The sequence below is a fragment of the Bacillus sp. MSP13 genome (assembly GCF_000815295.1).
Lineage (GTDB): Bacteria > Bacillota > Bacilli > Bacillales > Bacillaceae > Bacillus > Bacillus vallismortis.
In genome coordinates this window covers 45,004-66,454 of the sequence record NZ_JXAQ01000005.1, presented here as the reverse complement: position 1 = coordinate 66,454, position 21,451 = coordinate 45,004, and the positions used below count along the sequence as shown (strand labels likewise).

General features: G+C 42.8%; 25 protein-coding genes. 24 read left to right on the top strand and 1 reads right to left on the bottom strand.

Annotated features, from left to right (window positions below; all coding sequences use genetic code 11):
* Positions 1-39 precede the first annotated feature (39 nt).
* The 12 genes from SC79_RS06265 to fni all read left to right on the top strand — a co-directional run bounded on the left by SC79_RS06265 (position 40) and on the right by fni (position 11,464).
* Positions 40-819: a metallophosphoesterase gene (locus SC79_RS06265; protein ID WP_039074338.1), complete on the top strand. Its 780-nt coding sequence runs from the start codon at positions 40-42 to the stop codon at positions 817-819.
* A gap of 158 nt (positions 820-977) precedes the next feature.
* Positions 978-1,562, top strand: a complete 585-nt coding sequence (locus SC79_RS06260; protein WP_039074337.1) for a genetic competence negative regulator — start codon at positions 978-980, stop codon at positions 1,560-1,562.
* A 147-nt stretch (positions 1,563-1,709) separates the two neighbouring features.
* Entirely contained in the window at positions 1,710-2,984 is a 1,275-nt protein-coding gene (gene gudB / locus SC79_RS06255; protein WP_039074336.1) for an NAD-specific glutamate dehydrogenase, read from the top strand.
* A 109-nt stretch (positions 2,985-3,093) separates the two neighbouring features.
* On the top strand, positions 3,094-4,068 hold the full coding sequence (locus SC79_RS06250; protein ID WP_039074335.1) for a YpdA family putative bacillithiol disulfide reductase: 975 nt from the start codon (positions 3,094-3,096) through the stop codon (positions 4,066-4,068).
* Between the two features lie 118 nt (positions 4,069-4,186).
* Complete coding sequence (prsW, locus tag SC79_RS06245; protein WP_039074334.1) at positions 4,187-4,843, top strand: glutamic-type intramembrane protease PrsW; 657 nt, start codon at positions 4,187-4,189, stop codon at positions 4,841-4,843.
* Positions 4,844-4,995: 152 nt separating this feature from the next.
* Positions 4,996-5,907, top strand: coding sequence for a spore cortex-lytic enzyme (sleB, locus tag SC79_RS06240; RefSeq protein WP_039074333.1), 912 nt, complete (start codon positions 4,996-4,998; stop codon positions 5,905-5,907).
* Between the two features lie 36 nt (positions 5,908-5,943).
* Positions 5,944-7,296 carry a germination protein YpeB gene (ypeB, locus tag SC79_RS06235; protein ID WP_039074332.1) on the top strand — a complete coding sequence of 451 codons (1,353 nt, stop codon included), beginning with the start codon at positions 5,944-5,946 and terminating at the stop codon, positions 7,294-7,296.
* 93 nt (positions 7,297-7,389) lie between these two features.
* Positions 7,390-8,043 carry a flagellar brake protein gene (locus SC79_RS06230; RefSeq protein WP_039074331.1) on the top strand — a complete coding sequence of 218 codons (654 nt, stop codon included), beginning with the start codon at positions 7,390-7,392 and terminating at the stop codon, positions 8,041-8,043.
* 44 nt (positions 8,044-8,087) lie between these two features.
* Positions 8,088-8,264, top strand: coding sequence for a YpfB family protein (locus SC79_RS19895; protein ID WP_052245575.1), 177 nt, complete (start codon positions 8,088-8,090; stop codon positions 8,262-8,264).
* A 79-nt stretch (positions 8,265-8,343) separates the two neighbouring features.
* The gene (gene cmk / locus SC79_RS06225) at positions 8,344-9,021 is read left to right on the top strand and encodes a (d)CMP kinase (RefSeq protein ID WP_039074330.1); all 678 of its coding nucleotides are present in this window, start codon (positions 8,344-8,346) and stop codon (positions 9,019-9,021) included.
* Between the two features lie 232 nt (positions 9,022-9,253).
* Positions 9,254-10,402 (top strand): 30S ribosomal protein S1, encoded by a 1,149-nt coding sequence (gene rpsA, locus SC79_RS06220; protein ID WP_039074329.1) that lies wholly within the window; start codon positions 9,254-9,256, stop codon positions 10,400-10,402.
* A 12-nt stretch (positions 10,403-10,414) separates the two neighbouring features.
* Positions 10,415-11,464 carry a type 2 isopentenyl-diphosphate Delta-isomerase gene (gene fni / locus SC79_RS06215; RefSeq protein ID WP_039074545.1) on the top strand — a complete coding sequence of 350 codons (1,050 nt, stop codon included), beginning with the start codon at positions 10,415-10,417 and terminating at the stop codon, positions 11,462-11,464.
* Between the two features lie 42 nt (positions 11,465-11,506).
* Here fni and SC79_RS19890 read toward each other — a convergent pair whose 3' ends face one another.
* Positions 11,507-11,638 carry a YpzI family protein gene (locus SC79_RS19890; protein ID WP_010330496.1) on the bottom strand — a complete coding sequence of 44 codons (132 nt, stop codon included), beginning with the start codon at positions 11,636-11,638 and terminating at the stop codon, positions 11,507-11,509.
* Between the two features lie 77 nt (positions 11,639-11,715).
* On the opposite strand from SC79_RS19890, the gene SC79_RS06210 reads away from it, so the two are divergent.
* The 12 genes from SC79_RS06210 to hepS all read left to right on the top strand — a co-directional run bounded on the left by SC79_RS06210 (position 11,716) and on the right by hepS (position 21,449).
* On the top strand, positions 11,716-12,315 hold the full coding sequence (locus SC79_RS06210; RefSeq protein ID WP_039074328.1) for a YphA family membrane protein: 600 nt from the start codon (positions 11,716-11,718) through the stop codon (positions 12,313-12,315).
* Positions 12,312-13,205, top strand: a complete 894-nt coding sequence (locus SC79_RS06205) for a YIEGIA family protein (protein WP_039074327.1) — start codon at positions 12,312-12,314, stop codon at positions 13,203-13,205. Before SC79_RS06210 ends, SC79_RS06205 begins: the two co-directional genes overlap by 4 nt.
* Complete coding sequence (locus tag SC79_RS06200; protein WP_010330498.1) at positions 13,202-13,396, top strand: capping complex subunit for YIEGIA; 195 nt, start codon at positions 13,202-13,204, stop codon at positions 13,394-13,396. The genes SC79_RS06205 and SC79_RS06200 overlap by 4 nt, the downstream gene beginning before the upstream one ends.
* A 153-nt stretch (positions 13,397-13,549) precedes the next feature.
* On the top strand, positions 13,550-14,860 hold the full coding sequence (der, locus tag SC79_RS06195; protein WP_039074326.1) for a ribosome biogenesis GTPase Der: 1,311 nt from the start codon (positions 13,550-13,552) through the stop codon (positions 14,858-14,860).
* A gap of 17 nt (positions 14,861-14,877) precedes the next feature.
* Positions 14,878-15,915, top strand: coding sequence for an NAD(P)H-dependent glycerol-3-phosphate dehydrogenase (locus SC79_RS06190; RefSeq protein ID WP_039074325.1), 1,038 nt, complete (start codon positions 14,878-14,880; stop codon positions 15,913-15,915).
* Between the two features lie 337 nt (positions 15,916-16,252).
* The gene (locus tag SC79_RS06185) at positions 16,253-16,456 is read left to right on the top strand and encodes a DUF2768 domain-containing protein (protein WP_039074324.1); all 204 of its coding nucleotides are present in this window, start codon (positions 16,253-16,255) and stop codon (positions 16,454-16,456) included.
* A gap of 21 nt (positions 16,457-16,477) precedes the next feature.
* Positions 16,478-17,212 carry a hypothetical protein gene (locus tag SC79_RS06180; RefSeq protein WP_039074323.1) on the top strand — a complete coding sequence of 245 codons (735 nt, stop codon included), beginning with the start codon at positions 16,478-16,480 and terminating at the stop codon, positions 17,210-17,212.
* Positions 17,213-17,394: 182 nt separating this feature from the next.
* Positions 17,395-18,873, top strand: a complete 1,479-nt coding sequence (gene spoIVA / locus SC79_RS06175; RefSeq protein WP_010330503.1) for a stage IV sporulation protein A — start codon at positions 17,395-17,397, stop codon at positions 18,871-18,873.
* Between the two features lie 372 nt (positions 18,874-19,245).
* Positions 19,246-19,524, top strand: a complete 279-nt coding sequence (gene hbs / locus SC79_RS06170; protein WP_003153447.1) for a non-specific DNA-binding protein Hbs — start codon at positions 19,246-19,248, stop codon at positions 19,522-19,524.
* 187 nt (positions 19,525-19,711) lie between these two features.
* The gene (gene folE / locus SC79_RS06165; protein ID WP_010330504.1) at positions 19,712-20,284 is read left to right on the top strand and encodes a GTP cyclohydrolase I FolE; all 573 of its coding nucleotides are present in this window, start codon (positions 19,712-19,714) and stop codon (positions 20,282-20,284) included.
* Between the two features lie 21 nt (positions 20,285-20,305).
* A complete protein-coding gene (mtrB, locus tag SC79_RS06160) occupies positions 20,306-20,533 on the top strand; it encodes a trp RNA-binding attenuation protein MtrB (RefSeq protein ID WP_010330505.1) in 228 nt (75 codons plus the stop codon).
* Positions 20,534-20,696: 163 nt separating this feature from the next.
* Positions 20,697-21,449 (top strand): heptaprenyl diphosphate synthase component 1, encoded by a 753-nt coding sequence (gene hepS, locus SC79_RS06155; protein ID WP_039074322.1) that lies wholly within the window; start codon positions 20,697-20,699, stop codon positions 21,447-21,449.
* Positions 21,450-21,451: the final 2 nt, after the last annotated feature.

Here is a 21,451-nt window from a genome sequence, read left to right as displayed (position 1 = left end):
CGTCTTATTGATAAGTTCTAAAAAGAATGGAGAGTTTTTATGAAGCTATCAGTGAAAATTGCCGGTGTGCTAACTGTTGCCGCAGCGGCTATGACGGCAAAAATGTATTCAACAGCTAAAGGAAACCATTTGAAAACACATACGTTTTCTTTATCGAAAATGAAAGATAAGCCGCCTCTCACAATATTCTTTATTTCGGACATTCATAAACGTCTCATCGATCAAGATCTTTTACAAAAAGCGCGCAGCCATGCCCCGCATCTGGTTATCATCGGCGGTGATTTAGCCGAGGGCGGGGTGCCTAGTACAAGAATTGAGGAAAACATCAAAAGGCTTGTGAGCTTTGGGGTCCCTGTCTTGTTTGTGTGGGGAAATAATGATTATGAAATCAGGCAGCATAGGCTGTATTCCATATTCAAAGCGCACGGTGTCATCAGCATGAGGAATGAATCAGTTTCGTTTTCGCACAGTGGACATACGATTGGGATTGCCGGAGTTGATGATATCAAGATGGAGATGGATCATTATGAGGAAGCCATTAAAGAGCTTGACAAAAGCCAGCTGAATATTCTCGTTTGCCATAACCCGGAAATCCATGAACAAATCCACGAAACTGACGGTATTGATGCGATATTTAGCGGACATACCCATGGCGGTCAGATTAGATTTGGGAAATTCGGACCGTATGAACTTGGAAAAACAGGTTGTGTTAAACAATCGAAGTATCTGATCAGCAACGGATATGGCACCACAAAAGTGCCTTTTCGTTTAGGCGCTAAGCCGGAAACACATATTGTAACTCTTTGTGAGCCGGAATAACTTCTTGGTAGCAAAACGCCATAAGGCAATAAAAACTGCATTGTGCTTGTCTTACTAGTGAACTCAGTGTAAACTGATAACAATTAAGAACCTATGACTCATCATCTCATATAATGTGTTATATGATTTGTGTGCAAGTAGAGGCAGGAGGGAACGTTATGCGGCTTGAGCGTCTGAATTATAATAAGATTAAAATCTTTTTAACCCTCGATGATTTGACAGACCGGGGATTGACAAAAGAAGACCTCTGGAAGGACTCATTTAAAGTCCACCAGTTATTTAAAGATATGATGAATGAAGCGAATACAGAGCTCGGCTTTGAAGCGAATGGACCGATTGCAGTGGAAGTATATTCTCTCCAAGCACAAGGGATGGTTGTGATCGTAACAAAGAACCAAGAAGCCGATTCTGAAGACGATGAGTATGATGATGATTACATCGAAATGCAAGTCAAGCTTGACGAAAGCGCGGACATCATTTATCAATTCCATTCCTTTGAGGATATCATCCAGCTTTCAGACAGCTTACAGCGAATCGGTATCACAGGGGGGACTGTCTATCACTATGAGGGACAGTACTTTTTAAGCCTTGAAGACCTGGGCTCACATACAGCTGAGGGGGTTGTGTCGGTCCTGGCTGAGTACGGCAATCCGACAACTTTAACGATTTATCGCTTGCAAGAGTATGGTAAGCTCATTATGGACGGCAATGCCGTTGAAACGATACAGACTCATTTTTTATAATAATGCAACGGAAAACTGCTGATTTCACAGCAGTTTTTTTTCGTTAAAAAACATAACGTTTATTCTATGCATAGATCATATGAAGGTGTATACTATTCTCTGAAAGGGAGCATGTGAGAAACAGAAGATTCTAGGAGGTTAACTCAAATGGCAGCCGATCGAAACACCGGTCATACAGAAGAAGACAAACTTGATGTATTAAAATCAACCCAAACCGTTATACATAAGGCTCTGGAAAAATTGGGATATCCCGAAGAAGTCTACGAACTGTTAAAGGAGCCGATGAGATTATTAACGGTAAAAATACCTGTTCGTATGGACGACGGATCAGTAAAGATTTTTACAGGTTATCGTGCGCAGCACAATGACTCTGTCGGTCCGACGAAAGGCGGGATACGTTTTCACCCGAACGTAACAGAAAAAGAGGTGAAGGCGCTTTCTATTTGGATGAGTTTAAAATGCGGCATAATTGATCTTCCATATGGCGGTGGTAAAGGCGGGATTGTTTGTGATCCAAGGGATATGTCGTTTAGAGAGCTGGAGCGTCTGAGCCGAGGATATGTCAGAGCTATCAGCCAAATCGTCGGCCCGACGAAAGACGTGCCGGCACCGGATGTATTTACAAACTCACAAATCATGGCTTGGATGATGGATGAGTATTCAAGAATTGATGAATTTAATTCTCCTGGATTTATTACGGGCAAGCCGCTTGTGCTTGGAGGATCTCATGGGAGAGAATCTGCGACAGCAAAAGGTGTGACGATCTGTATTAAAGAAGCGGCAAAGAAAAAAGGCATTGATATTAATGGTGCGCGTGTCGTTGTTCAAGGATTCGGAAACGCCGGAAGCTATTTAGCGAAATTTATGCATGATGCGGGAGCAAAAGTTGTCGGCATCTCAGATGCGTATGGTGGTCTTTATGATCCGGAAGGCCTCGATATCGATTACTTACTCGACCGCCGGGACAGCTTCGGTACCGTAACAAAGCTTTTCAACGATACCATTACGAACCAAGAACTGCTGGAGCTGGATTGTGATATCCTTGTTCCTGCTGCGATTGAAAATCAAATTACAGAAGAAAATGCCCATCATATTCAGGCTAAAATTGTCGTCGAAGCGGCAAATGGGCCAACAACGCTTGAAGGAACCAAAATTCTTTCAGACCGGGACATTCTGCTTGTTCCAGACGTACTGGCAAGTGCCGGCGGCGTAACGGTTTCATATTTTGAATGGGTTCAGAATAACCAAGGCTTCTACTGGAGTGAAGAAGAGGTGGAAGAAAAATTAGAAAAAATGATGGTTAAATCATTTAATAATATTTACGAAATGGCTAAAAACCGAAGAATTGACATGAGGCTCGCTGCTTACATGGTCGGCGTTCGCAAAATGGCTGAAGCTTCGCGCTTTAGAGGCTGGATATAAGTTGATGATTTGCATAAAAATAAAAAATCTCCTATGATAAAATAGGAGTTTTTTTTATTCGGAAATAGAAAAATATGAAGTGAAATGCCAATCGCAGGAGTTGACGGAAATGATTCAAGAAAAAGCAATAATTATAGGCGGAGGGCCTTGTGGACTATCTGCCGCCATTCACCTAAAACAAATTGGCATTGATGCCCTCGTCATCGAAAAAGGCAATGTCGTTAACAGCATTTACAATTATCCGACGCATCAAACCTTTTTTAGCTCAAGTGAAAAGCTTGAAATTGGGGACGTGGCATTTATTACGGAAAACAGAAAGCCTGTCAGAATTCAGGCTTTGTCGTATTACCGGGAAGTCGTCAAACGGAAAAACATCCGTGTAAATGCGTTTGAAATGGTGCACAAAGTCACGAAAGCGGAAAACAATTCATTTGTTATAGAGACATCAAAAGGGACTTACACGACACCATATTGTATTATTGCAACAGGCTATTATGATCATCCAAACTATATGAACGTACCCGGAGAGGATTTGCCAAAAGTATTCCATTATTTTAAAGAAGGCCATCCGTACTTTGATAAAGATGTGGTCGTCATCGGTGGGAAAAATTCAAGTGTAGACGCTGCGCTTGAACTTGTGAAATCCGGAGCGCGTGTCACAGTTTTATACAGGGGCAATGAGTATTCGTCAAGCATTAAGCCATGGATTCTGCCTGAGTTTGAATCGCTCGTCAGAAACGGAACAATCCGCATGGAATTTGGGGCTTGTGTCGAAAAAATCAACGAGGATGAAGTGATATTCCGCTCCGGTGAGAAGGAACTCATGACCATTAAAAATGATTTTGTATTTGCCATGACAGGCTATCATCCCGATCATCAATTTCTTGGAAAAATGGGTGTTGAAATTGATCAAGAAACAGGACGTCCATTTTTTAATGAAGAAACGATGGAAACAAACGTTGAAGGTATTTTTATTGCCGGGGTCATTGCCGCTGGAAACAATGCAAATGAAATATTTATTGAAAATGGCAGATTTCACGGGGGACATATCGCAGCGGAAATCGCAAAAAGAGAAAATCTGTAAAGAGGAGAGCATATGATAAATTCGTATGCTCTCTCTGTTTTTTTAAGGTCAGACAGATGTAAATTTATAAACAACATGGTAGGATAGACTTAGGAATATAAAGGAAAGAGGTTGCCTGATGTTTGCAATCATCTCTGCAGGAATTGCTCCCGGCATCGCGCTGTTAAGTTATTTTTATTTAAAAGACCAGTATGATAATGAACCTGTACATATGGTGCTCCGGTCGTTTTTTTTAGGAGTTGTTCTTGTATTTCCCACGATGTTTATCCAGTACGTGCTTGAAAAAGAGAATGTGGGAGGCGGAAGCTTTTTCGTATCTTTTTTGTCTTCAGGATTTTTGGAGGAATCATTAAAATGGTTTATCTTGATGGTCAGTGTATACCCGCACGCCCATTTTGATGAGCATTATGATGGGATTGTGTACGGGGCCAGTGTATCGCTCGGTTTTGCGACTCTGGAAAATATTCTTTACTTAATCGGCCACGGTGTGGAGCATGCGTTTGTCAGGGCGTTGCTTCCTGTTTCTTGCCATGCCTTAATAGGCGTTATTATGGGATTTTATCTTGGGAAAGCCCGTTTTTCCGCACATAAAGCGCGTGTGAAGTGGCTTATTCTTTCATTAGTTTTACCGTCACTTTTGCATGGATCGTATGATTTCATTCTAATAGCACTAAGTAATTGGATTTATTATATGTTTCCATTTATGTTATTTTTATGGTGGTTTGGTTTGCGCAAAGCGAAAAAAGCCCGTTCCGTCAATATGATGCAAGTATAGAGCCGCACAGAAGCTGTGGGGCTTTTTTTGTGTGCCGATTTATCAAATGAGATTTTATGTTCTGAGGGATAACAAGGAAAGAGTGTATAAAAATAACCTCGTTACAGAAAATACGATTACACTCAAAAATTTGCTGTAGGAGGCTTGAAAAGATGAAGTCCAAAGGATCGATTATGGCATGTCTCATCCTTTTTTCCTTTACAATAACGATGTTTATCAATACTGAAACCATCTCTGCCTTTTCCAATCAGGTTATTCAGAGAGGGGCAACAGGGGACGATGTGATTGAACTCCAGGCGCGCCTTCAATATAACGGGTACTATAACGGAAAAATTGATGGGGTTTATGGATGGGGAACATACTGGGCAGTACGTAACTTTCAGGATCAATTCGGGCTAAAAGAGGTTGACGGCCTTGTCGGGGCTAAAACAAAGCAAACCTTGATATCTAAATCTAAATACTATCGTGAATATGTTATGGAACAGCTTCGCAAAGGGAATACATTCACGCATTACGGAAAAATTGCGCTGAAGTATCAGACGAAACCGTCAAAAGCAGCAACCCAAAAAGCAAGACAGCAAGCAGAAGCGCGGCAGAAACAGCCTGCGGAAAAAACAACGCAGCAGCCTAAAGCAAATAAGCAGCAAAACAACACACCTGCAAAAACAAAAAAACAGGACGCGGTCGCAGCTAACATGCCTGGCGGATTTTCCAACAATGATATTAGGCTGCTTTCTCAAGCGGTTTACGGGGAAGCGCGAGGAGAACCGTATGAGGGTCAGGTTGCAGTCGCAGCAGTTATTTTGAACCGTTTGAACAGCCCGTTATTTCCCAATTCAGTAGCTGGCATTATTTTCGAACCGCTTGCTTTTACAGCGGTGGCAGACGGACAGATTTATATGCAGCCGAATGAAACAGCAAGAGAAGCGGTGCTGGATGCCATTAACGGCTGGGATCCAACTGAGGAAGCCCTGTATTACTTTAATCCGGATACAGCGACCAGCGCATGGATTTGGGGACGCCCGCAGATTAAAAGAATCGGAAAACACGTTTTCTGTGAGTAGCAGGACATAAGAAAGCATAAAAATGAGGTGTGATAAATGATCAGAGGTATTTTAATCGCGTTGCTCGGTATTGTGATAGTCGGTACAAGCTACTGGGGTTACAAAGAGCACCAGGAAAAAGACGCAGTTCTTCTTCATGCTGAAAATAACTATCAGCGGGCGTTTCATGAACTTACCTATCAGATGGATCAGCTTCATGATAAAATCGGAACAACACTCGCCATGAACAGCCAAAAATCCCTGTCACCTGCTTTGATAGATGTGTGGAGGATTACATCTGAAGCCCATAACAGTGTCAGTCAGCTGCCGCTTACATTAATGCCGTTTAACAAGACAGAAGAGTTACTATCAAAGATCGGCGATTTTAGTTATAAGACGTCGGTTAGAGATTTGGAGCAAAAACCGCTGGATAAAAAAGAGTATACATCACTAAATAAGCTATATCAGCAATCCGAGGATATTCAAAATGAATTGCGTCATGTTCAGCACCTTGTCATGAGCAAAAACCTTCGCTGGATGGATGTGGAAATGGCATTGGCTTCTGACGAAAAACAAAGCGATAATACGATTATCAACAGCTTTAAAACCGTCGAAAAAAACGTTGGTGCATTCTCCACTGGCACTGACCTTGGCCCGAGTTTCACCAGCACCAAAAAAGAGGAGAAGGGTTTCAGCCATCTGAAGGGAAAACAAATTTCCGAACAAGAAGCAAAGCAAATTGCTGAGCGCTTTGCCCCGGATGACAATTATTCAATTAAAGTGGCAAAGAGCGGAAAAAAAACAAATCGCGATGTATATAGCGTCAGCATGAAAGACCCAGACCATAAAGCAGCGATTTATATGGATATTACGAGAAAGGGAGGGCATCCGGTTTATTTGATCCAAAACAGAAAAGTGAAAGACCAGAAATTCAGTTTGAATGATGGATCGAACCGAGCGCTCGCCTTTTTAAAGAAAAATGGATATGAAACAGATGGCTTGGAAATTGATGAAAGTGCCCAGTATGATAAAATCGGCGTATTCTCATATGTTCCTGTTGAAAATAAAATCCGGATGTACCCTGAAGCCATTCGTATGAAAGTGGCTTTGGATGACGGTGAGGTAGTCGGCTTTTCAGCAAGAGACTTCCTAACATCCCATAGGAAAAGAAATATACCTAAGCCGGCCATTACTGAAGCAGAAGCAAAATCAAAATTAAATCAAAATGTACAAGTGAGAGAAACGAGGCTTGCTTTAATTACAAATGAAATGGGCCAAGAAGTGTTATGCTATGAAATGCTCGGAACGATTGAAAATGACACATTCAGAATGTTTATCAATGCCAGTGACGGTTCGGAAGAAAAGGTTGAAAAACTAAAAAATGCCGAACCTATATATAAAGACCTATAAAAAACGGGAGGAAAGGACTAAATGTCTTTTCCTTTTTTTCATTACGTGCTTTAATAAAAATGTGAGCATATTGAATACGAAAGAGTGAAGTCAATGATAGAGATTGGGGAAAATGTACAATTAGAATATATAGAAGAAAACGAATTGAAAAAAGCGAAGAGCAAAGCTGTAAGCATCGACAACAATGAACTTTTGATCGCGTACCCTGTCGATGTCGTTACAGGGCGAACAGTGATTTTGCATAATGATATGGAGGTAACGGTAGAGTTTGTGGGCAAAGATGAAGTTCCTTACCGCTTTACAAGCCGTATAAAAGGTAAAGTGAAGGACAAACTTCAAATGATCTGTCTTGAAGTGCCTCCCCGTGAAAAAATGAAACGGATTCAGCGCCGCCAGTATGTGAGAACTGATGCGGTATTGGATGTGCAAATTCAGCCGGCGGATAAGGAAGAGTTCAGCACACTTTCCTATAATATCAGCGCAGGCGGCATCGCGTTAGTTTTGGCTGATGGCCGTTCCTTCCAATCCGGGGAATCACTGCGCTTGATTATCAGTCTTTCTGAAGATGAAAACACGCGTCAAATTGAAACAGATGCCATTGTCAGACGAGTCTTTGATGATCCGAAATCAGGGAAACATAAAATGACCCTTGAGTATAATGGAATCTCAGCGAGTGACCAGCAGTTCCTGCTTCAATATTGCATCCGGCGCCAGTTAAATAAGAGAAGAAAGGCACGGATGGAATAAACATCGGCAAACACTTCCATACTATTTGTGATGGAGGTGCTCCGATGAGAACATTTGAACGGCTGCTGATCAAATTATTATTCATACAGGTTATCATTTTACTTGGTGTTCAGTTTCTTTTTCACTATGAGCATATTGAGCCTTATGTATCAAAAGTGATTCAATATGAAGGGGTGGATAAAATGGAGAAGAACAAAAGGGTTGAAACCTTCAAACAGTAATTATTCATCAATTTTCCACCCTTTTTCATAAAGTTCATGATACAATCCATAGAGGAGAAAAGAGCAAGGAGAGGGAATTATGGAAAAGAAATTATCGATTGCGATTGACGGCCCGGCAGCTGCGGGGAAAAGCACCGTTGCCAAAATTGTGGCAGAGAAAAAATCGTACATATATATTGATACAGGAGCGATGTATCGGGCGATAACGTTCACGGCTTTACAAGAAAACATTGACCTGGGAAATGAAGAAAAACTCGCTGAGCTGCTAAAGCGGACAAACATTGAACTGGTGACAACAGAAGAAGGGCAAAAAGTGCTTGTTAACGGCACCGATGTAACTGATGCGATCCGAACAGACGAAGTCAGCAACCAAGTTTCTATAGCAGCTAAACACAGAAGCGTCAGGGAAGAAATGGTGAAGCGCCAGCAGCAGCTTGGAGAAAAAGGCGGCGTTGTCATGGATGGACGAGATATTGGGACTCATGTGCTGCCGAATGCCGAAGTGAAAATCTTTCTTCTGGCTTCTGTTGAAGAGAGAGCGAAACGCCGTTATGAAGAAAACGTGAAAAAAGGCTACAATGTCAACTACGAAACATTGATTGAGGAAATTGCAAGAAGAGACAAGCTTGATTCAGAGCGCGAAGTATCTCCGCTGCGCAAAGCAGAAGACGCGCTTGAAATCGACACGACATCTCTTTCCATTCAAGAGGTAGCTGATAAAATCCTTGAGGCAGTGGAGCAAAAGTCCCGCCACTGATGATGGCGAATGCCACTTTTTTTGATTTTTTCAACGAAGAAAGAATGTTATTACTTGACAAACCTGTTCTTTTATTAGAAGTTAATACTAATAAAACTTTTTATTGATCATTCAAAAAACTTTTTTGGATGATTCTTTAATACATATTCGGCTAAAAGCGGACATGTTATATGTTCAGCTTTCAAACCGTTTTAATTAAGCTGTGTAGGTTTGGACCAAGGAGGTTATTCAAATGACAGAGGAAATGAATCAAATTGATGTTCAAGTGCCAGAGGTTGGAGAGGTAGTTAAAGGGATTGTGACAAAGGTAGAGGATAAGCATGTGGATGTTGAAATTATCAATGTCAAACAGTCCGGCATTATTCCAATCAGTGAATTATCAAGTCTTCATGTAGAGAAAGCATCGGATGTTGTAAAAGTAGACGACGAGCTTGACCTGAAAGTAACAAAAGTGGAAGACGATGCTTTGATTTTATCTAAACGTGCTGTTGATGCAGACCGCGCTTGGGAAGACCTTGAGAAAAAATTTGAAACAAAAGAAGTGTTTGAAGCTGAAGTAAAAGATGTCGTGAAAGGCGGCCTTGTCGTTGATATCGGCGTTCGCGGTTTTATTCCGGCATCACTTGTTGAAGCGCATTTCGTTGAAGATTTTACTGATTATAAAGGGAAAACACTGTCACTGCTCGTTGTAGAGCTTGACCGTGATAAAAACCGTGTGATCCTTTCACACCGTGCCGTTGTTGAAAGTGAACAAACAAATAAAAAACAAGAACTTCTTCAGTCTCTCGAAGTTGGAAGTGTACTTGATGGCAAAGTGCAGCGCCTGACTGATTTTGGCGCGTTTGTTGATATCGGCGGTATCGACGGACTTGTACACATTTCACAGCTTTCCCACTCCCATGTGGAAAAGCCGTCTGACGTTGTTGAAGAAGGACAGGAAGTAAAAGTGAAAGTATTATCGGTTGACCGTGATAATGAACGTATTTCTTTATCTATCAAAGATACACTGCCTGGACCGTGGAGCCAAATCGGCGAGAAAGTGAACTCAGGCGATGTGCTCGAAGGAACTGTACAGCGTCTTGTTAGCTTCGGTGCCTTTGTTGAAATCCTTCCGGGTGTTGAAGGTCTCGTTCATATTTCTCAAATTTCCAATAAACACATCGGCACGCCGCATGAAGTCCTTGAAGAAGGACAGACTGTAAAAGTGAAGGTTCTTGATGTGAATGAAAATGAGGAGCGCATTTCATTAAGTATGCGTGAACTTGAAGAAGCGCCTAAAGCCGATCAGGAAGATTACCGTCAATATCAGGCGAAGGAAGAAACAAGCACTGGCTTCCAGCTTGGAGATCTGATTGGAGATAAGCTGAATAAACTAAAATAATTGGTGATAAACGTGACTCGAGCAGAACGGAAAAGACAACACATCAATCATGCCCTGTCCATCGGACAAAAGCGGGACACGGGTCTTGATGATATTACGTTTGTTCATGCCAGTCTGCCCGATCTTGCATTAGAACAAGTAGATATTTCCACGAAAATCGGCGAACTTTCTAGCAGTTCGCCGATTTTTATCAATGCAATGACTGGCGGCGGCGGACAACTTACATATGAAATCAATAAATCGCTTGCGCGAGCAGCTCGTCAGGCTGGAGTGCCTCTTGCTGTTGGATCGCAAATGTCTGCGTTAAAAGATCCCTCAGAGCGTTTTTCTTATGAAATCGTTCGAAAGGAAAACCCCAACGGACTGATTTTTGCCAACCTGGGAAGCGAGGTGACAGCTGATCAGGCAAAGGAAGCAGTTGACATGATTGAAGCAGACGCGCTGCAGATTCACTTGAATGTAATTCAGGAAATTGTGATGCCTGAAGGGGACAGAAACTTCAGTGGCGCTCTTGACCGTATTGGACAAATTTGCAGCCAGATCAGTGTGCCAGTCATTGTAAAAGAAGTCGGCTTCGGTATGAGCAAGGAATCAGCAGGGAAGCTGTATGAAGCAGGTGCTGCAGCTGTTGACACCGGCGGTTACGGAGGCACCAATTTCTCGGAAATTGAAAATCTCCGAAGAAAGCGTCAAATCTCTTTTTTTAACTCGTGGGGCATTTCGACAGCCGCAAGTTTGGCGGAAATCCGCTCTGCGTTTCCCGCAAGCGCCGTGATTGCGTCCGGAGGCCTGCAGGATGCTCATGATGTAGCAAAGGCAATAGCGCTCGGGGCCTCTAGCACCGGAATGGCAGGGCACTTTTTGAAAGCGCTGACTGAAAGCGGAGAGGAAGGATTGCTTGAAGAGATTCAGCTGGTCCTTGACGAATTAAAAATGATTATGACCGTGCTGGGCGCCAGAACGATTTTAGATTTGCAAAAGGCGCCTCTTGTGATCAAAGGTGAAACCCATCACTGGCTCACAGAGAGAGGGATTGACCCATCCGGCTATAGTATGCGATAAATGATAAGAGCCCAAAACCTTATAAGTTTTGGGCTCTTTGTGTTATGATTTTCGCTTTTTAAATTTTCCGTTTTGTTCAAGGCTTGTTGCTCCGTCATAGTGAATGGACTGATCGCGGTCTGATTCGACTCTGCCAGAAGCTTTCAGTATTTTTTCTTGTCTGTCTTTTCCCATGATCATGCTCCTTCATGTAAGATGGATTGTTTAAAAAAAGCGCTTGGGCTCCATACTGGGAGTATGGAGGAAGAGAAATGGAACAATTTTATTACTATTGGTCAATGTGGTTTTTGTGGGTCTTGACAACCTTTATTTTTGCAAAGACGAAAAGACGGTTTGCCGTCTCTGTCTTTATTTTGACTAATATGATCCTAAGCATACATGACATCACGTTATATTTTTCCCTGAATGCTGCTTATATGATGTTTTTCGTCTGCGGGAGTGTCTATGCAGGGTATTTGGGAATGTATCGTTTCCGCTATATCATGGTCTATCTGACGCTTGTTGCCGGGTATGCGTTTGTGTATCTTTTTGCATTATATGATCCGGTTTGGTTCATCATAAACCCTGAGTGGGTTGCTGTAATTTTACTAGTGCTTTTGACAGCTTCGGTTGAAAGGGATTTCCAGAAGCAGCTTGCTTTATTTATCCTAGGGATGTGCCAAGGCGAACTGGTCTATTCATTCTTGATTCAGAAGTTGGCCATGGCTTTGGCTGTCGGCGGATTTCAATGGCTGAATGCGTGTTCCGGAGGCGTAATATTACTGTTTGGCATAGCCAAATACGAGCAGCTCGCAAGCCAGATTGGTCAAAAAAGCAAAAGATCAAACAAAGGAGCTACCAAAATGTCATGAGTGATTACATTTATCCGATTATTGCAGGGGTCATTTCCGGAGTCGCGACAAGGCTTTATATGCTTAAAACGGATTACCGTCAGTATCCGACCTATGTTCATGGGAAAGTGATTCACATTGCACTAGGGCTGATAGCGGCTGGTTTAGGGGCAATTGTTTTGCCGGCGCTTTTGCAGGAGGAATTTACGGCCATCACATTTTTAACGCTGGCAGCGACCCAATTTAGAGATGTCCGAAACATGGAGCGGAACACGCTGACGCAAATGGATTCATATGAGCTTGTCTCAAGGGGAAGCACATATATTGAGGGCATTGCCATTGCGTTTGAAAGCAGAAATTATATCGTGATCTTTACAGCTCTTTTGACAACCTCCGCGTATGTGTTTTTTTCCATTTGGGCTGCTATCATAGCGGCTGTTGTTTGTTTCCTGCTGGCAATGAAATTTATGTCGGGCAGTGTGTTGAAAGATATCGTAACGATCGAGTACATAAAGCCGCACTTTGACGGTCCGGGACTGTTTGTTGATAATATTTATATGATGAATATTGGGCTTCCCGAAAAACAGGAGCTGATTTTAAAGCACGGCATGGGATTTATTTTAACGCCAAAAAACTTTAATTCAGCAGCGACGATTGCCAACTTAGGGCAGCGCCAGGCCATTTTATTTGATGTTTCCAATGTGCTCGGGGTTTATCGGGACTCGGGTGAACCGTCTTTGACTCCAATTGCAAAACGCGACCTGAATGACGGGAGAGTGGCGGTCTTTGTTCTGCCGCAAATAAACCACCCTGACACAGCTGTTCAGATTATCAGCAATGTCCCGACTTTAGAAAATGCGATCAGAATGCCGACGGAATTTATCAAGAACCAGGATAAGGTGATAGAATGAGCGAATCTCTCACGAAAATGATTTTGTCTGTGATCACGACAAACCGCAATCGGGCTGCAGGGGGAGCTCCTGTCTTTTTTTGCAATGACCGAAAGGAAATGGAGCTTTTCGCTACAAATCTAGAGGCGATCCTTGATGGAATCGCGCATAAAATTGGAGATGACGTGTATTTGATCGTGAAACATTTTTAAGAATAGTTGTGATCCGAGTAAAAACTGATATAATAAATGAGTTAAGCCCTTCCTCTGAAGGGTTTCTTTTCATAAAAGTGAATGAAATGATTTTAATAACCGGTTGAAAATTTATGTAAAAATGAAAGCGGCTGGATCGAAAGGAAGGGTACTATGGGTAAACCTGTCGTAGCCATTGTCGGGAGACCAAATGTAGGAAAATCCACAATCTTTAATCGGATTGCGGGAGAAAGAATTTCAATAGTAGAAGATACCCCTGGTGTGACAAGGGATCGGATATACAGCTCGGCTGAGTGGCTGAATTATGATTTTCATTTGATTGATACTGGCGGTATTGATATCGGTGATGAGCCGTTCTTAGCGCAAATTCGCCAGCAGGCTGAAATCGCCATGGATGAAGCGGACGTGATCATTTTTATGGTGAACGGACGTGAAGGCGTGACTGCTGCCGATGAAGAAGTTGCGAAAATTTTGTACCGCACGAAAAAGCCAGTTGTTTTGGCAGTCAATAAACTGGATAACACAGAAATGAGAGCGAATATTTATGATTTTTATTCGCTTGGCTTTGGTGAGCCGTATCCCATTTCGGGAACACACGGACTCGGACTGGGTGATTTGCTGGATGCAGCGGCAGAGCATTTCAAAAACATTCCAGAGACCAAATATGATGAAGAAGTGGTTCAATTCTGCCTGATCGGACGCCCGAACGTCGGAAAATCGTCACTTGTGAACGCGATGCTCGGCGAGGAACGCGTCATTGTGAGCAACGTGGCAGGAACGACACGAGATGCTGTTGATACGTCATTTACGTACAACCAGCAGGAGTTTGTTATTGTCGATACTGCCGGTATGCGAAAAAAAGGGAAAGTATATGAAACGACTGAAAAGTACAGTGTGCTGCGGGCTCTGAAAGCAATCGACCGCTCAGAAGTCGTTGCGGTTGTGCTGGATGGCGAAGAAGGCATTATTGAACAGGATAAGCGCATCGCCGGTTACGCACACGAAGCGGGCAAAGCTGTCGTAATCGTCGTAAACAAATGGGACGCTGTCGACAAAGATGAAAGCACGATGAAAGAATTCGAAGAAAATATCCGTGACCATTTTCAATTTCTGAGTTATGCGCCAATCCTATTCATGTCAGCCTTAACGAAAAAACGGATTCATACGCTGATGCCTGCGATTATCAAAGCGAGTGAAAACCATTCACTGCGCGTTCAAACGAATGTCTTAAATGATGTCATCATGGATGCTGTGGCAATGAACCCGACGCCGACTCATAACGGTTCTCGTTTAAAGATTTATTATGCAACGCAAGTGTCGGTAAAACCGCCGAGTTTCGTTGTGTTTGTAAACGATCCGGAGTTAATGCATTTTTCGTACGAACGCTTTTTAGAAAACCGAATCAGAGATGCCTTCGATTTTGAAGGGACACCAATTAAAATATTTGCAAGAGCTAGAAAATAAAAAGGTGTGAAGCAAATATGAAAAGAGTCACGATGCTCGGAGCGGGGAGCTGGGGAACGGCACTGGCTTTAGTGCTAGCCGATAATCATCACGATGTAACCATGTGGGCGCACCGTGCAGATCTGATTGATCAAATCAATGAGCAGCATGAAAATAAGGATTATTTGCCGAACGTCAAACTGCCGGAATCAATAAAGGCAACAACGGACATGAAGAAAGCTGTTTCGGACGCGGATTTCATTATTGTTGCGGTTCCGACAAAAGCGATTCGGGAAGTCCTGGGACAGGCTGTGCCTTTTATTGCGAAAAAGGCAGTTTTTGTTCATGTCAGCAAGGGAATAGAGCCTGATTCGCTCCTGCGCATTTCTGAGATTATGGAAGGCGAGCTTCCTGGCGATGTCAGAAAAGATATTGTTGTCCTTTCCGGACCGAGTCATGCGGAAGAAGTGGGGCTGCGCCATCCGACGACCGTTACTTCTTCTTCAAAGAGTATGCGGGCGGCAGAAGAGGTGCAGGATTTATTTATTAATCACAATTTCCGGGTGTACACAAACCCTGACATTATCGGAGTCGAGATCGGCGGAGCTTTAAAAAATATCATTGCGCTTGCCGCAGGAATTACAGACGGTTTAGGGTATGGCGATAATGCCAAAGCTGCCTTGATTACACGCGGACTTGCCGAAATCGCGAGACTCGGAACGAAAATGGGCGGGAATCCCCTAACGTTTTCTGGATTGACAGGAGTGGGCGATCTGATTGTGACGTGTACAAGTGTGCATTCCAGAAACTGGCGTGCCGGGAATTTGCTTGGAAAAGGGTACAAGCTCAAAGACGTTCTTGAAGAGATGGGGATGGTAGTCGAAGGCGTCCGCACGACAAAAGCGGCTTACCAGCTTTCGGAGAAATATGATGTGAAGATGCCAATTACAGAAGCACTCCATCAAGTTCTATTTAACGGCCAAAAAGTGGAAACTGCTGTCGAGTCTTTAATGGCGAGAGGGAAAACCCACGAGATGGAGGGTCTGGTCAATACGTTTGAAAATCAAGCGAAGTAAAAGTGTCAATCGTATTGTCAGCCGCATATCTTAATTGAACGAAAGCCCGAAAAACAGTAGAACACCCAAGTCTTGGGATCTCCTGAAACATTTTGCTGATTTAGGCAATAGAGGATGCATCTGTATGCCACGTCGCATACTATAGCATCGAAGTCCAAGAGAGTGTTTCATAAACGTTCAGGTGAATATAGTCAATTTGACTGAAGCGAAGGTCCCCCTCTTTGCTTCAGTTTTTTTATTCTATCAAAGGATGGAAAATCTGGTTGATCTCTCCCGGCGCTGTATATTAAAATGAAATATAACGCTTACATCATACATATTAGGGAGGCGCAGGTCATTGAGTCTGGCATTGATGAAAATGTGGTTTGCACTTGGGTCCATGGGTCTGATGTTTCTGGCTGTAGCGTCCATCTATTTAAGCCGGTTTAGACTTCGGAACCGTTTTCTGAAGATTGTGGTTTCATCGTTTGCTTTCATGTGTATGCTCATATCAGGAATGATTGTGCTTGTCGTGGTGTTCAGCGGTCCTGTCAATGAATAAAGCTGTAAAAGGAAGTGCTGTATGGGTAAACTGAAGTGCGCTATGATTTTTGCGGCCGTCGTGTTGTTATCGGGCTGTTTATATCCAAATGAGCGGAAAAGCAGTGTACATGCCATCCCTTATCAGGATCAGTTAAAGCAGGTCCAGTCTGCTGTTGATCAATTTCAAAAGGCAAATGGAGGGCTGCTCCCCATTCAAACCAAAGATATGTCGACACCGCTGTATCAAAAATATCCGATAGACTTTAACCGTTTAGCGCCAAGGTATATGGCTGAACCCCCAAGCACGGCATATGAAAGCGGAGGAGACTATCAATACGTGCTTGTTGACGTAGAGAACGATCCGACTGTTAAATTGATTGATCTGAAAATGGCTGAAAAAATCCGCGAAGTGACATTGCGTGTGCAAATGTACCGGCAGGAGCATCAATATCCGCCTTATCAGGATGTGCTGTCACGTGATTTATTTACACTCGATGAGAAGAAGCTGGGGGTTGGAAGTTCTCTTACAGTGACAAGCCCAATATCAGGAAACTCCCTGCCCCTTATGATTGACGGAGAGGGAGAAATATATGCCGATTACCGGACTGAGCTGGCTTCTTGGCTCAAAAAAAGCAAAAAAACGTTTCAACCCGGATCTGAAATTCAGGATATCATTTGGCAAGAAACCCCCTTCGTCCCTGCGTTTTCTGTGAAATACACGGTAAATGACCAACAGGAACCTGTTTTTTTAGAAAATGACACGAAAAAGGAATGAACCTTTCTCCCTTGCATAGAAATAGGGGGAAAGGTTTTTTTAAACTTTAATAGATTGAGGATGGGAAATTTTCTAAAGATGTCATATTGAAATAGGACAACGTCATACACATATAGTGTCCTGTGTTTGAATGAAAGAGCTTAATAAAATTGATAAGGATAGGAAGTCCGGGAGGGGATCACTTGGAAAAGGTCGATATTTTCAAGGATATCGCTGAACGAACAGGAGGCGATATATACTTAGGAGTCGTAGGTGCTGTCCGTACAGGTAAATCCACGTTCATCAAAAAATTTATGGAGCTTGTGGTGCTCCCGAATATCAGTAACGAAGCAGACCGGGCCCGCGCGCAGGATGAGCTGCCGCAGAGCGCGGCCGGCAAAACGATTATGACTACAGAGCCTAAATTTGTTCCAAATCAGGCGATGTCTGTTCACGTGTCAGACGGACTCGATGTCAATATAAGATTAGTAGATTGTGTTGGCTACACAGTACCTGGCGCCAAAGGGTATGAAGATGAAAACGGGCCGCGGATGATTAACACGCCTTGGTACGAAGAACCGATCCCATTTCATGAGGCTGCCGAAATTGGCACACGAAAAGTCATTCAAGAACACTCGACCATCGGAGTTGTCATTACGACAGACGGCACCATTGGAGATATCGCCAGAAGTGACTATATAGAGGCTGAAGAAAGAGTCATTGAAGAGCTGAAAGAGGTTGGGAAACCCTTTATTATGGTCATCAACTCAGTGAGGCCGTATCATCCGGAAACAGAAGCCATGCGTCAGGATTTAAGCGAAAAATATGATATCCCGGTATTGGCAATGAGCGTGGAAAGCATGCGGGAGTCAGATGTGCTGAGCGTGCTCAGAGAGGCCCTCTATGAGTTTCCGGTGCTTGAAGTAAATGTCAATCTCCCAAGTTGGGTCATGGTGCTGAAAGAAAACCATTGGCTGCGTGAAAGCTATCAGGAATCCGTGAAGGAAACTGTTAAGGATATTAAACGGCTCCGGGATGTAGACCGGGTTGTCGGCCAATTCAGCGAGTTTGAATTCATTGAAAGTGCAGGGCTGGCAGGAATTGAGCTGGGCCAAGGGGTGGCAGAAATCGATTTGTACGCGCCGGACCACTTATATGACCAAATCCTGAAAGAAGTGGTGGGTGTTGAAATCAGAGGCAGAGACCATCTACTTGAACTCATGCAAGACTTTGCCCATGCAAAAACAGAATATGATCAAGTGTCCGATGCTTTAAAAATGGTCAAACAGACTGGATACGGCATTGCAGCGCCTGCCTTAACTGATATGAGTCTCGATGAGCCGGAAATTATACGGCAGGGCTCACGATTCGGTGTGAGGCTGAAGGCTGTCGCGCCATCGATCCATATGATCAAAGTAGACGTCGAAAGCGAATTCGCGCCCATTATCGGAACGGAAAAACAAAGTGAAGAGCTTGTGCGCTATTTAATGCAGGACTTTGAGGATGACCCGCTCTCCATCTGGAATTCCGATATCTTCGGCAGGTCACTGAGCTCAATTGTGAGAGAAGGGATTCAGGCCAAGCTGTCATTAATGCCTGAAAACGCACGATACAAATTAAAAGAAACGTTAGAAAGAATTATAAACGAAGGCTCTGGCGGTTTAATCGCCATCATCCTGTAATATCGGAAGACCTCTTTATAGAATAGAGGTCTTTTTTCTATGCTCTTAATAATGGAAAAGGATCAAGGAATAGGATGAAAAAAGGAAAAAAGGAATATTTGTTCGGTAAATCACGTTAAATCCTTGACGAGCAAGGGATTGACGCTTTAAAATGCTTGATATGACTTTTTATATGTGTTACTCTACATACAGAAATTCTTCACTTTGTTGGACAAACATTCCTCAGAGTGCAGTTTTTCTTAAAAAGCCGTTTAATTGTCTTTCTCTTGCCTGCTCTGATTTTTTTCTGAGCTAGGTTTAGAATCAGACTGAACTGTGAAGAAATGATAATAAACGAACTGAATGAATTCCTTTTGGGAGGAGGTGAAAGGCATGAACAAAACAGAACTTATCAATGCGGTTGCAGAAGCAAGCGAATTGTCTAAAAAAGACGCTACAAAAGCAGTTGACTCTGTTTTTGATACGATCTTAGATGCACTTAAAAACGGTGATAAAATCCAACTGATCGGTTTTGGTAACTTTGAGGTGCGTGAACGTTCTGCACGTAAAGGACGCAACCCTCAAACAGGTGAAGAAATCGAAATTCCAGCAAGCAAAGTACCTGCTTTCAAACCAGGTAAAGCGCTTAAAGACGCAGTTGCCGGAAAATAATCGTGAATATAGATCGTGTATGCATCTAGCTTACATACACTTTATTTCTTCACAGAAAAGCCCCTTTCCAAGGGGCTTTTCATATTTCAAGGGCATGGGCTTCCTGACAGGGCATTCACTTTGCTTTTAGCGGGGCATGTGTGCTAGAATCGAAATTAAATGTATTCATTGGTGGAGGACATAGAACATGAAAGAAGTTAATAAAGAGCAAATCGAACAAGCTGTTCGTCAAATTTTAGAAGCGATCGGAGAAGACCCGAATAGAGAAGGGCTTCTTGATACTCCGAAACGAGTCGCAAAGATGTACGCCGAAGTATTCTCCGGCTTAAATGAAGATCCAAAAGAACATTTCCAGACTATCTTCGGTGAAAACCATGAGGAGCTTGTTCTTGTAAAAGATATCGCGTTTCATTCTATGTGTGAGCATCACCTTGTTCCCTTTTATGGAAAAGCACACGTTGCATATATACCGCGAGGCGGAAAAGTTACAGGGCTCAGTAAATTGGCGCGTGCCGTCGAAGCCGTTGCAAAGCGTCCTCAGCTTCAGGAGCGCATCACTTCTACAATTGCGGAAAGCATTGAAGAAACGCTTGACCCGTATGGCGTAATGGTAGTGGTGGAAGCAGAACACATGTGCATGACGATGCGCGGTGTAAGAAAACCAGGTGCAAAAACTGTCACTTCAGCGGTCAGAGGCATTTTTAAAGATGACGCAGCTGCCCGTGCCGAAGTATTGGAGCATATTAAACGCCAGGACTAATAAAGATAGAGGGTGCTATAAATGAACGAAAAGCATTCAAGTGATTATGTCATCATTAAAGCGGTTGAAGACGGAGTGAATGTGATCGGCCTGACAAGAGGAACCGATACAAAGTTTCACCATTCAGAGAAACTCGACAAGGGAGAAGTGATCATCGCTCAGTTTACAGAGCATACTTCGGCCATTAAAGTCAGAGGAGAGGCACTCATTCAAACCGCATACGGAGAAATGAAAAGCGAAAAAAAATAAGCTGGCTGTCCCCGCTGTTAAAAGCAAATGCTCGCAAACAGCGGGAGGATACAGCCAATTTCTTTTTTTTATGCTATAATAATACGTGCGTAAGTGAATGAAAAGATAAAACTCATACATAGATTAAGAAATAAATGTGAATTTGGGGACAAGGGTGATATTTTTGCAAGACATCTACGGAACTTTAGCCAATCTGAACACGACATTAAAACAAAAGCTGTCTCATCCTTATTTAGCGAAGCATATTTCTGCGCCAAAAATTGATGAGGATAAGCTTCTTCTTTTTCATGCTTTATTTGAGGAAGCCGACATAAAAAACAATGACAGAGAAAATTATATTGTAACAGCGATGCTTGTACAAAGCGCCCTTGATACCCATGATGAAGTGACAACAGCCAGAGTCATAAAACGAGATGAAAACAAAAACCGCCAATTGACTGTTCTCGCAGGTGATTATTTCAGCGGGCTGTACTACTCTTTACTATCTGAAATGAAGGACATCTACATGATTCGGACGCTTGCTACAGCTATCAAAGAAATCAATGAACATAAAATTCGGCTATATGACCGTTCTTTCAAGGATGAACATGATTTTTTCGAAAGTGTCGGCATTGTTGAATCAGCTTTATTCCATCGGGTGGCGGAACACTTTAACCTTCCGCGCTGGAAAAAGCTGTCGAGTGATTTTTTTGTATTTAAGCGGCTTATGAACGGAAATGATTCTTTTCTGGATGTGATCGGCAGTTTTATACAGCTGGGAAAAACAAAAGAAGAGATATTAGAAGATTGTTTTGAAAAAGCGAAAAACAGCATTGAGTCACTTTTGCCTCTAAATTCACCTATTCAGCATATTTTATTAAACCGTCTGAAGACGATCAGCCAGGATCAAACCTATCAGAAAGTGGAAGAAGGGTAGAC

Bases quoted from the DNA above. Each gene is read 5' to 3' on its own strand.
- SC79_RS06265 (WP_039074338.1), top strand. From the start codon at position 40: ATGAAGCTATCAGTGAAAATTGCCGGTGTGCTAACTGTTGCCGCAGCG.
- SC79_RS06260 (WP_039074337.1), top strand. From the start codon at position 978: ATGCGGCTTGAGCGTCTGAATTATAATAAGATTAAAATCTTTTTAACC.
- gudB (WP_039074336.1), top strand. From the start codon at position 1,710: ATGGCAGCCGATCGAAACACCGGTCATACAGAAGAAGACAAACTTGAT.
- SC79_RS06250 (WP_039074335.1), top strand. From the start codon at position 3,094: ATGATTCAAGAAAAAGCAATAATTATAGGCGGAGGGCCTTGTGGACTA.
- prsW (WP_039074334.1), top strand. From the start codon at position 4,187: ATGTTTGCAATCATCTCTGCAGGAATTGCTCCCGGCATCGCGCTGTTA.
- sleB (WP_039074333.1), top strand. From the start codon at position 4,996: ATGAAGTCCAAAGGATCGATTATGGCATGTCTCATCCTTTTTTCCTTT.
- ypeB (WP_039074332.1), top strand. From the start codon at position 5,944: ATGATCAGAGGTATTTTAATCGCGTTGCTCGGTATTGTGATAGTCGGT.
- SC79_RS06230 (WP_039074331.1), top strand. From the start codon at position 7,390: ATGATAGAGATTGGGGAAAATGTACAATTAGAATATATAGAAGAAAAC.
- SC79_RS19895 (WP_052245575.1), top strand. From the start codon at position 8,088: ATGAGAACATTTGAACGGCTGCTGATCAAATTATTATTCATACAGGTT.
- cmk (WP_039074330.1), top strand. From the start codon at position 8,344: ATGGAAAAGAAATTATCGATTGCGATTGACGGCCCGGCAGCTGCGGGG.
- rpsA (WP_039074329.1), top strand. From the start codon at position 9,254: ATGACAGAGGAAATGAATCAAATTGATGTTCAAGTGCCAGAGGTTGGA.
- SC79_RS19890 (WP_010330496.1), bottom strand. From the start codon at position 11,638: ATGGGAAAAGACAGACAAGAAAAAATACTGAAAGCTTCTGGCAGAGTC.
- SC79_RS06210 (WP_039074328.1), top strand. From the start codon at position 11,716: ATGGAACAATTTTATTACTATTGGTCAATGTGGTTTTTGTGGGTCTTG.
- SC79_RS06205 (WP_039074327.1), top strand. From the start codon at position 12,312: ATGAGTGATTACATTTATCCGATTATTGCAGGGGTCATTTCCGGAGTC.
- SC79_RS06200 (WP_010330498.1), top strand. From the start codon at position 13,202: ATGAGCGAATCTCTCACGAAAATGATTTTGTCTGTGATCACGACAAAC.
- der (WP_039074326.1), top strand. From the start codon at position 13,550: ATGGGTAAACCTGTCGTAGCCATTGTCGGGAGACCAAATGTAGGAAAA.
- SC79_RS06190 (WP_039074325.1), top strand. From the start codon at position 14,878: ATGAAAAGAGTCACGATGCTCGGAGCGGGGAGCTGGGGAACGGCACTG.
- SC79_RS06180 (WP_039074323.1), top strand. From the start codon at position 16,478: ATGGGTAAACTGAAGTGCGCTATGATTTTTGCGGCCGTCGTGTTGTTA.
- hbs (WP_003153447.1), top strand. From the start codon at position 19,246: ATGAACAAAACAGAACTTATCAATGCGGTTGCAGAAGCAAGCGAATTG.
- folE (WP_010330504.1), top strand. From the start codon at position 19,712: ATGAAAGAAGTTAATAAAGAGCAAATCGAACAAGCTGTTCGTCAAATT.
- mtrB (WP_010330505.1), top strand. From the start codon at position 20,306: ATGAACGAAAAGCATTCAAGTGATTATGTCATCATTAAAGCGGTTGAA.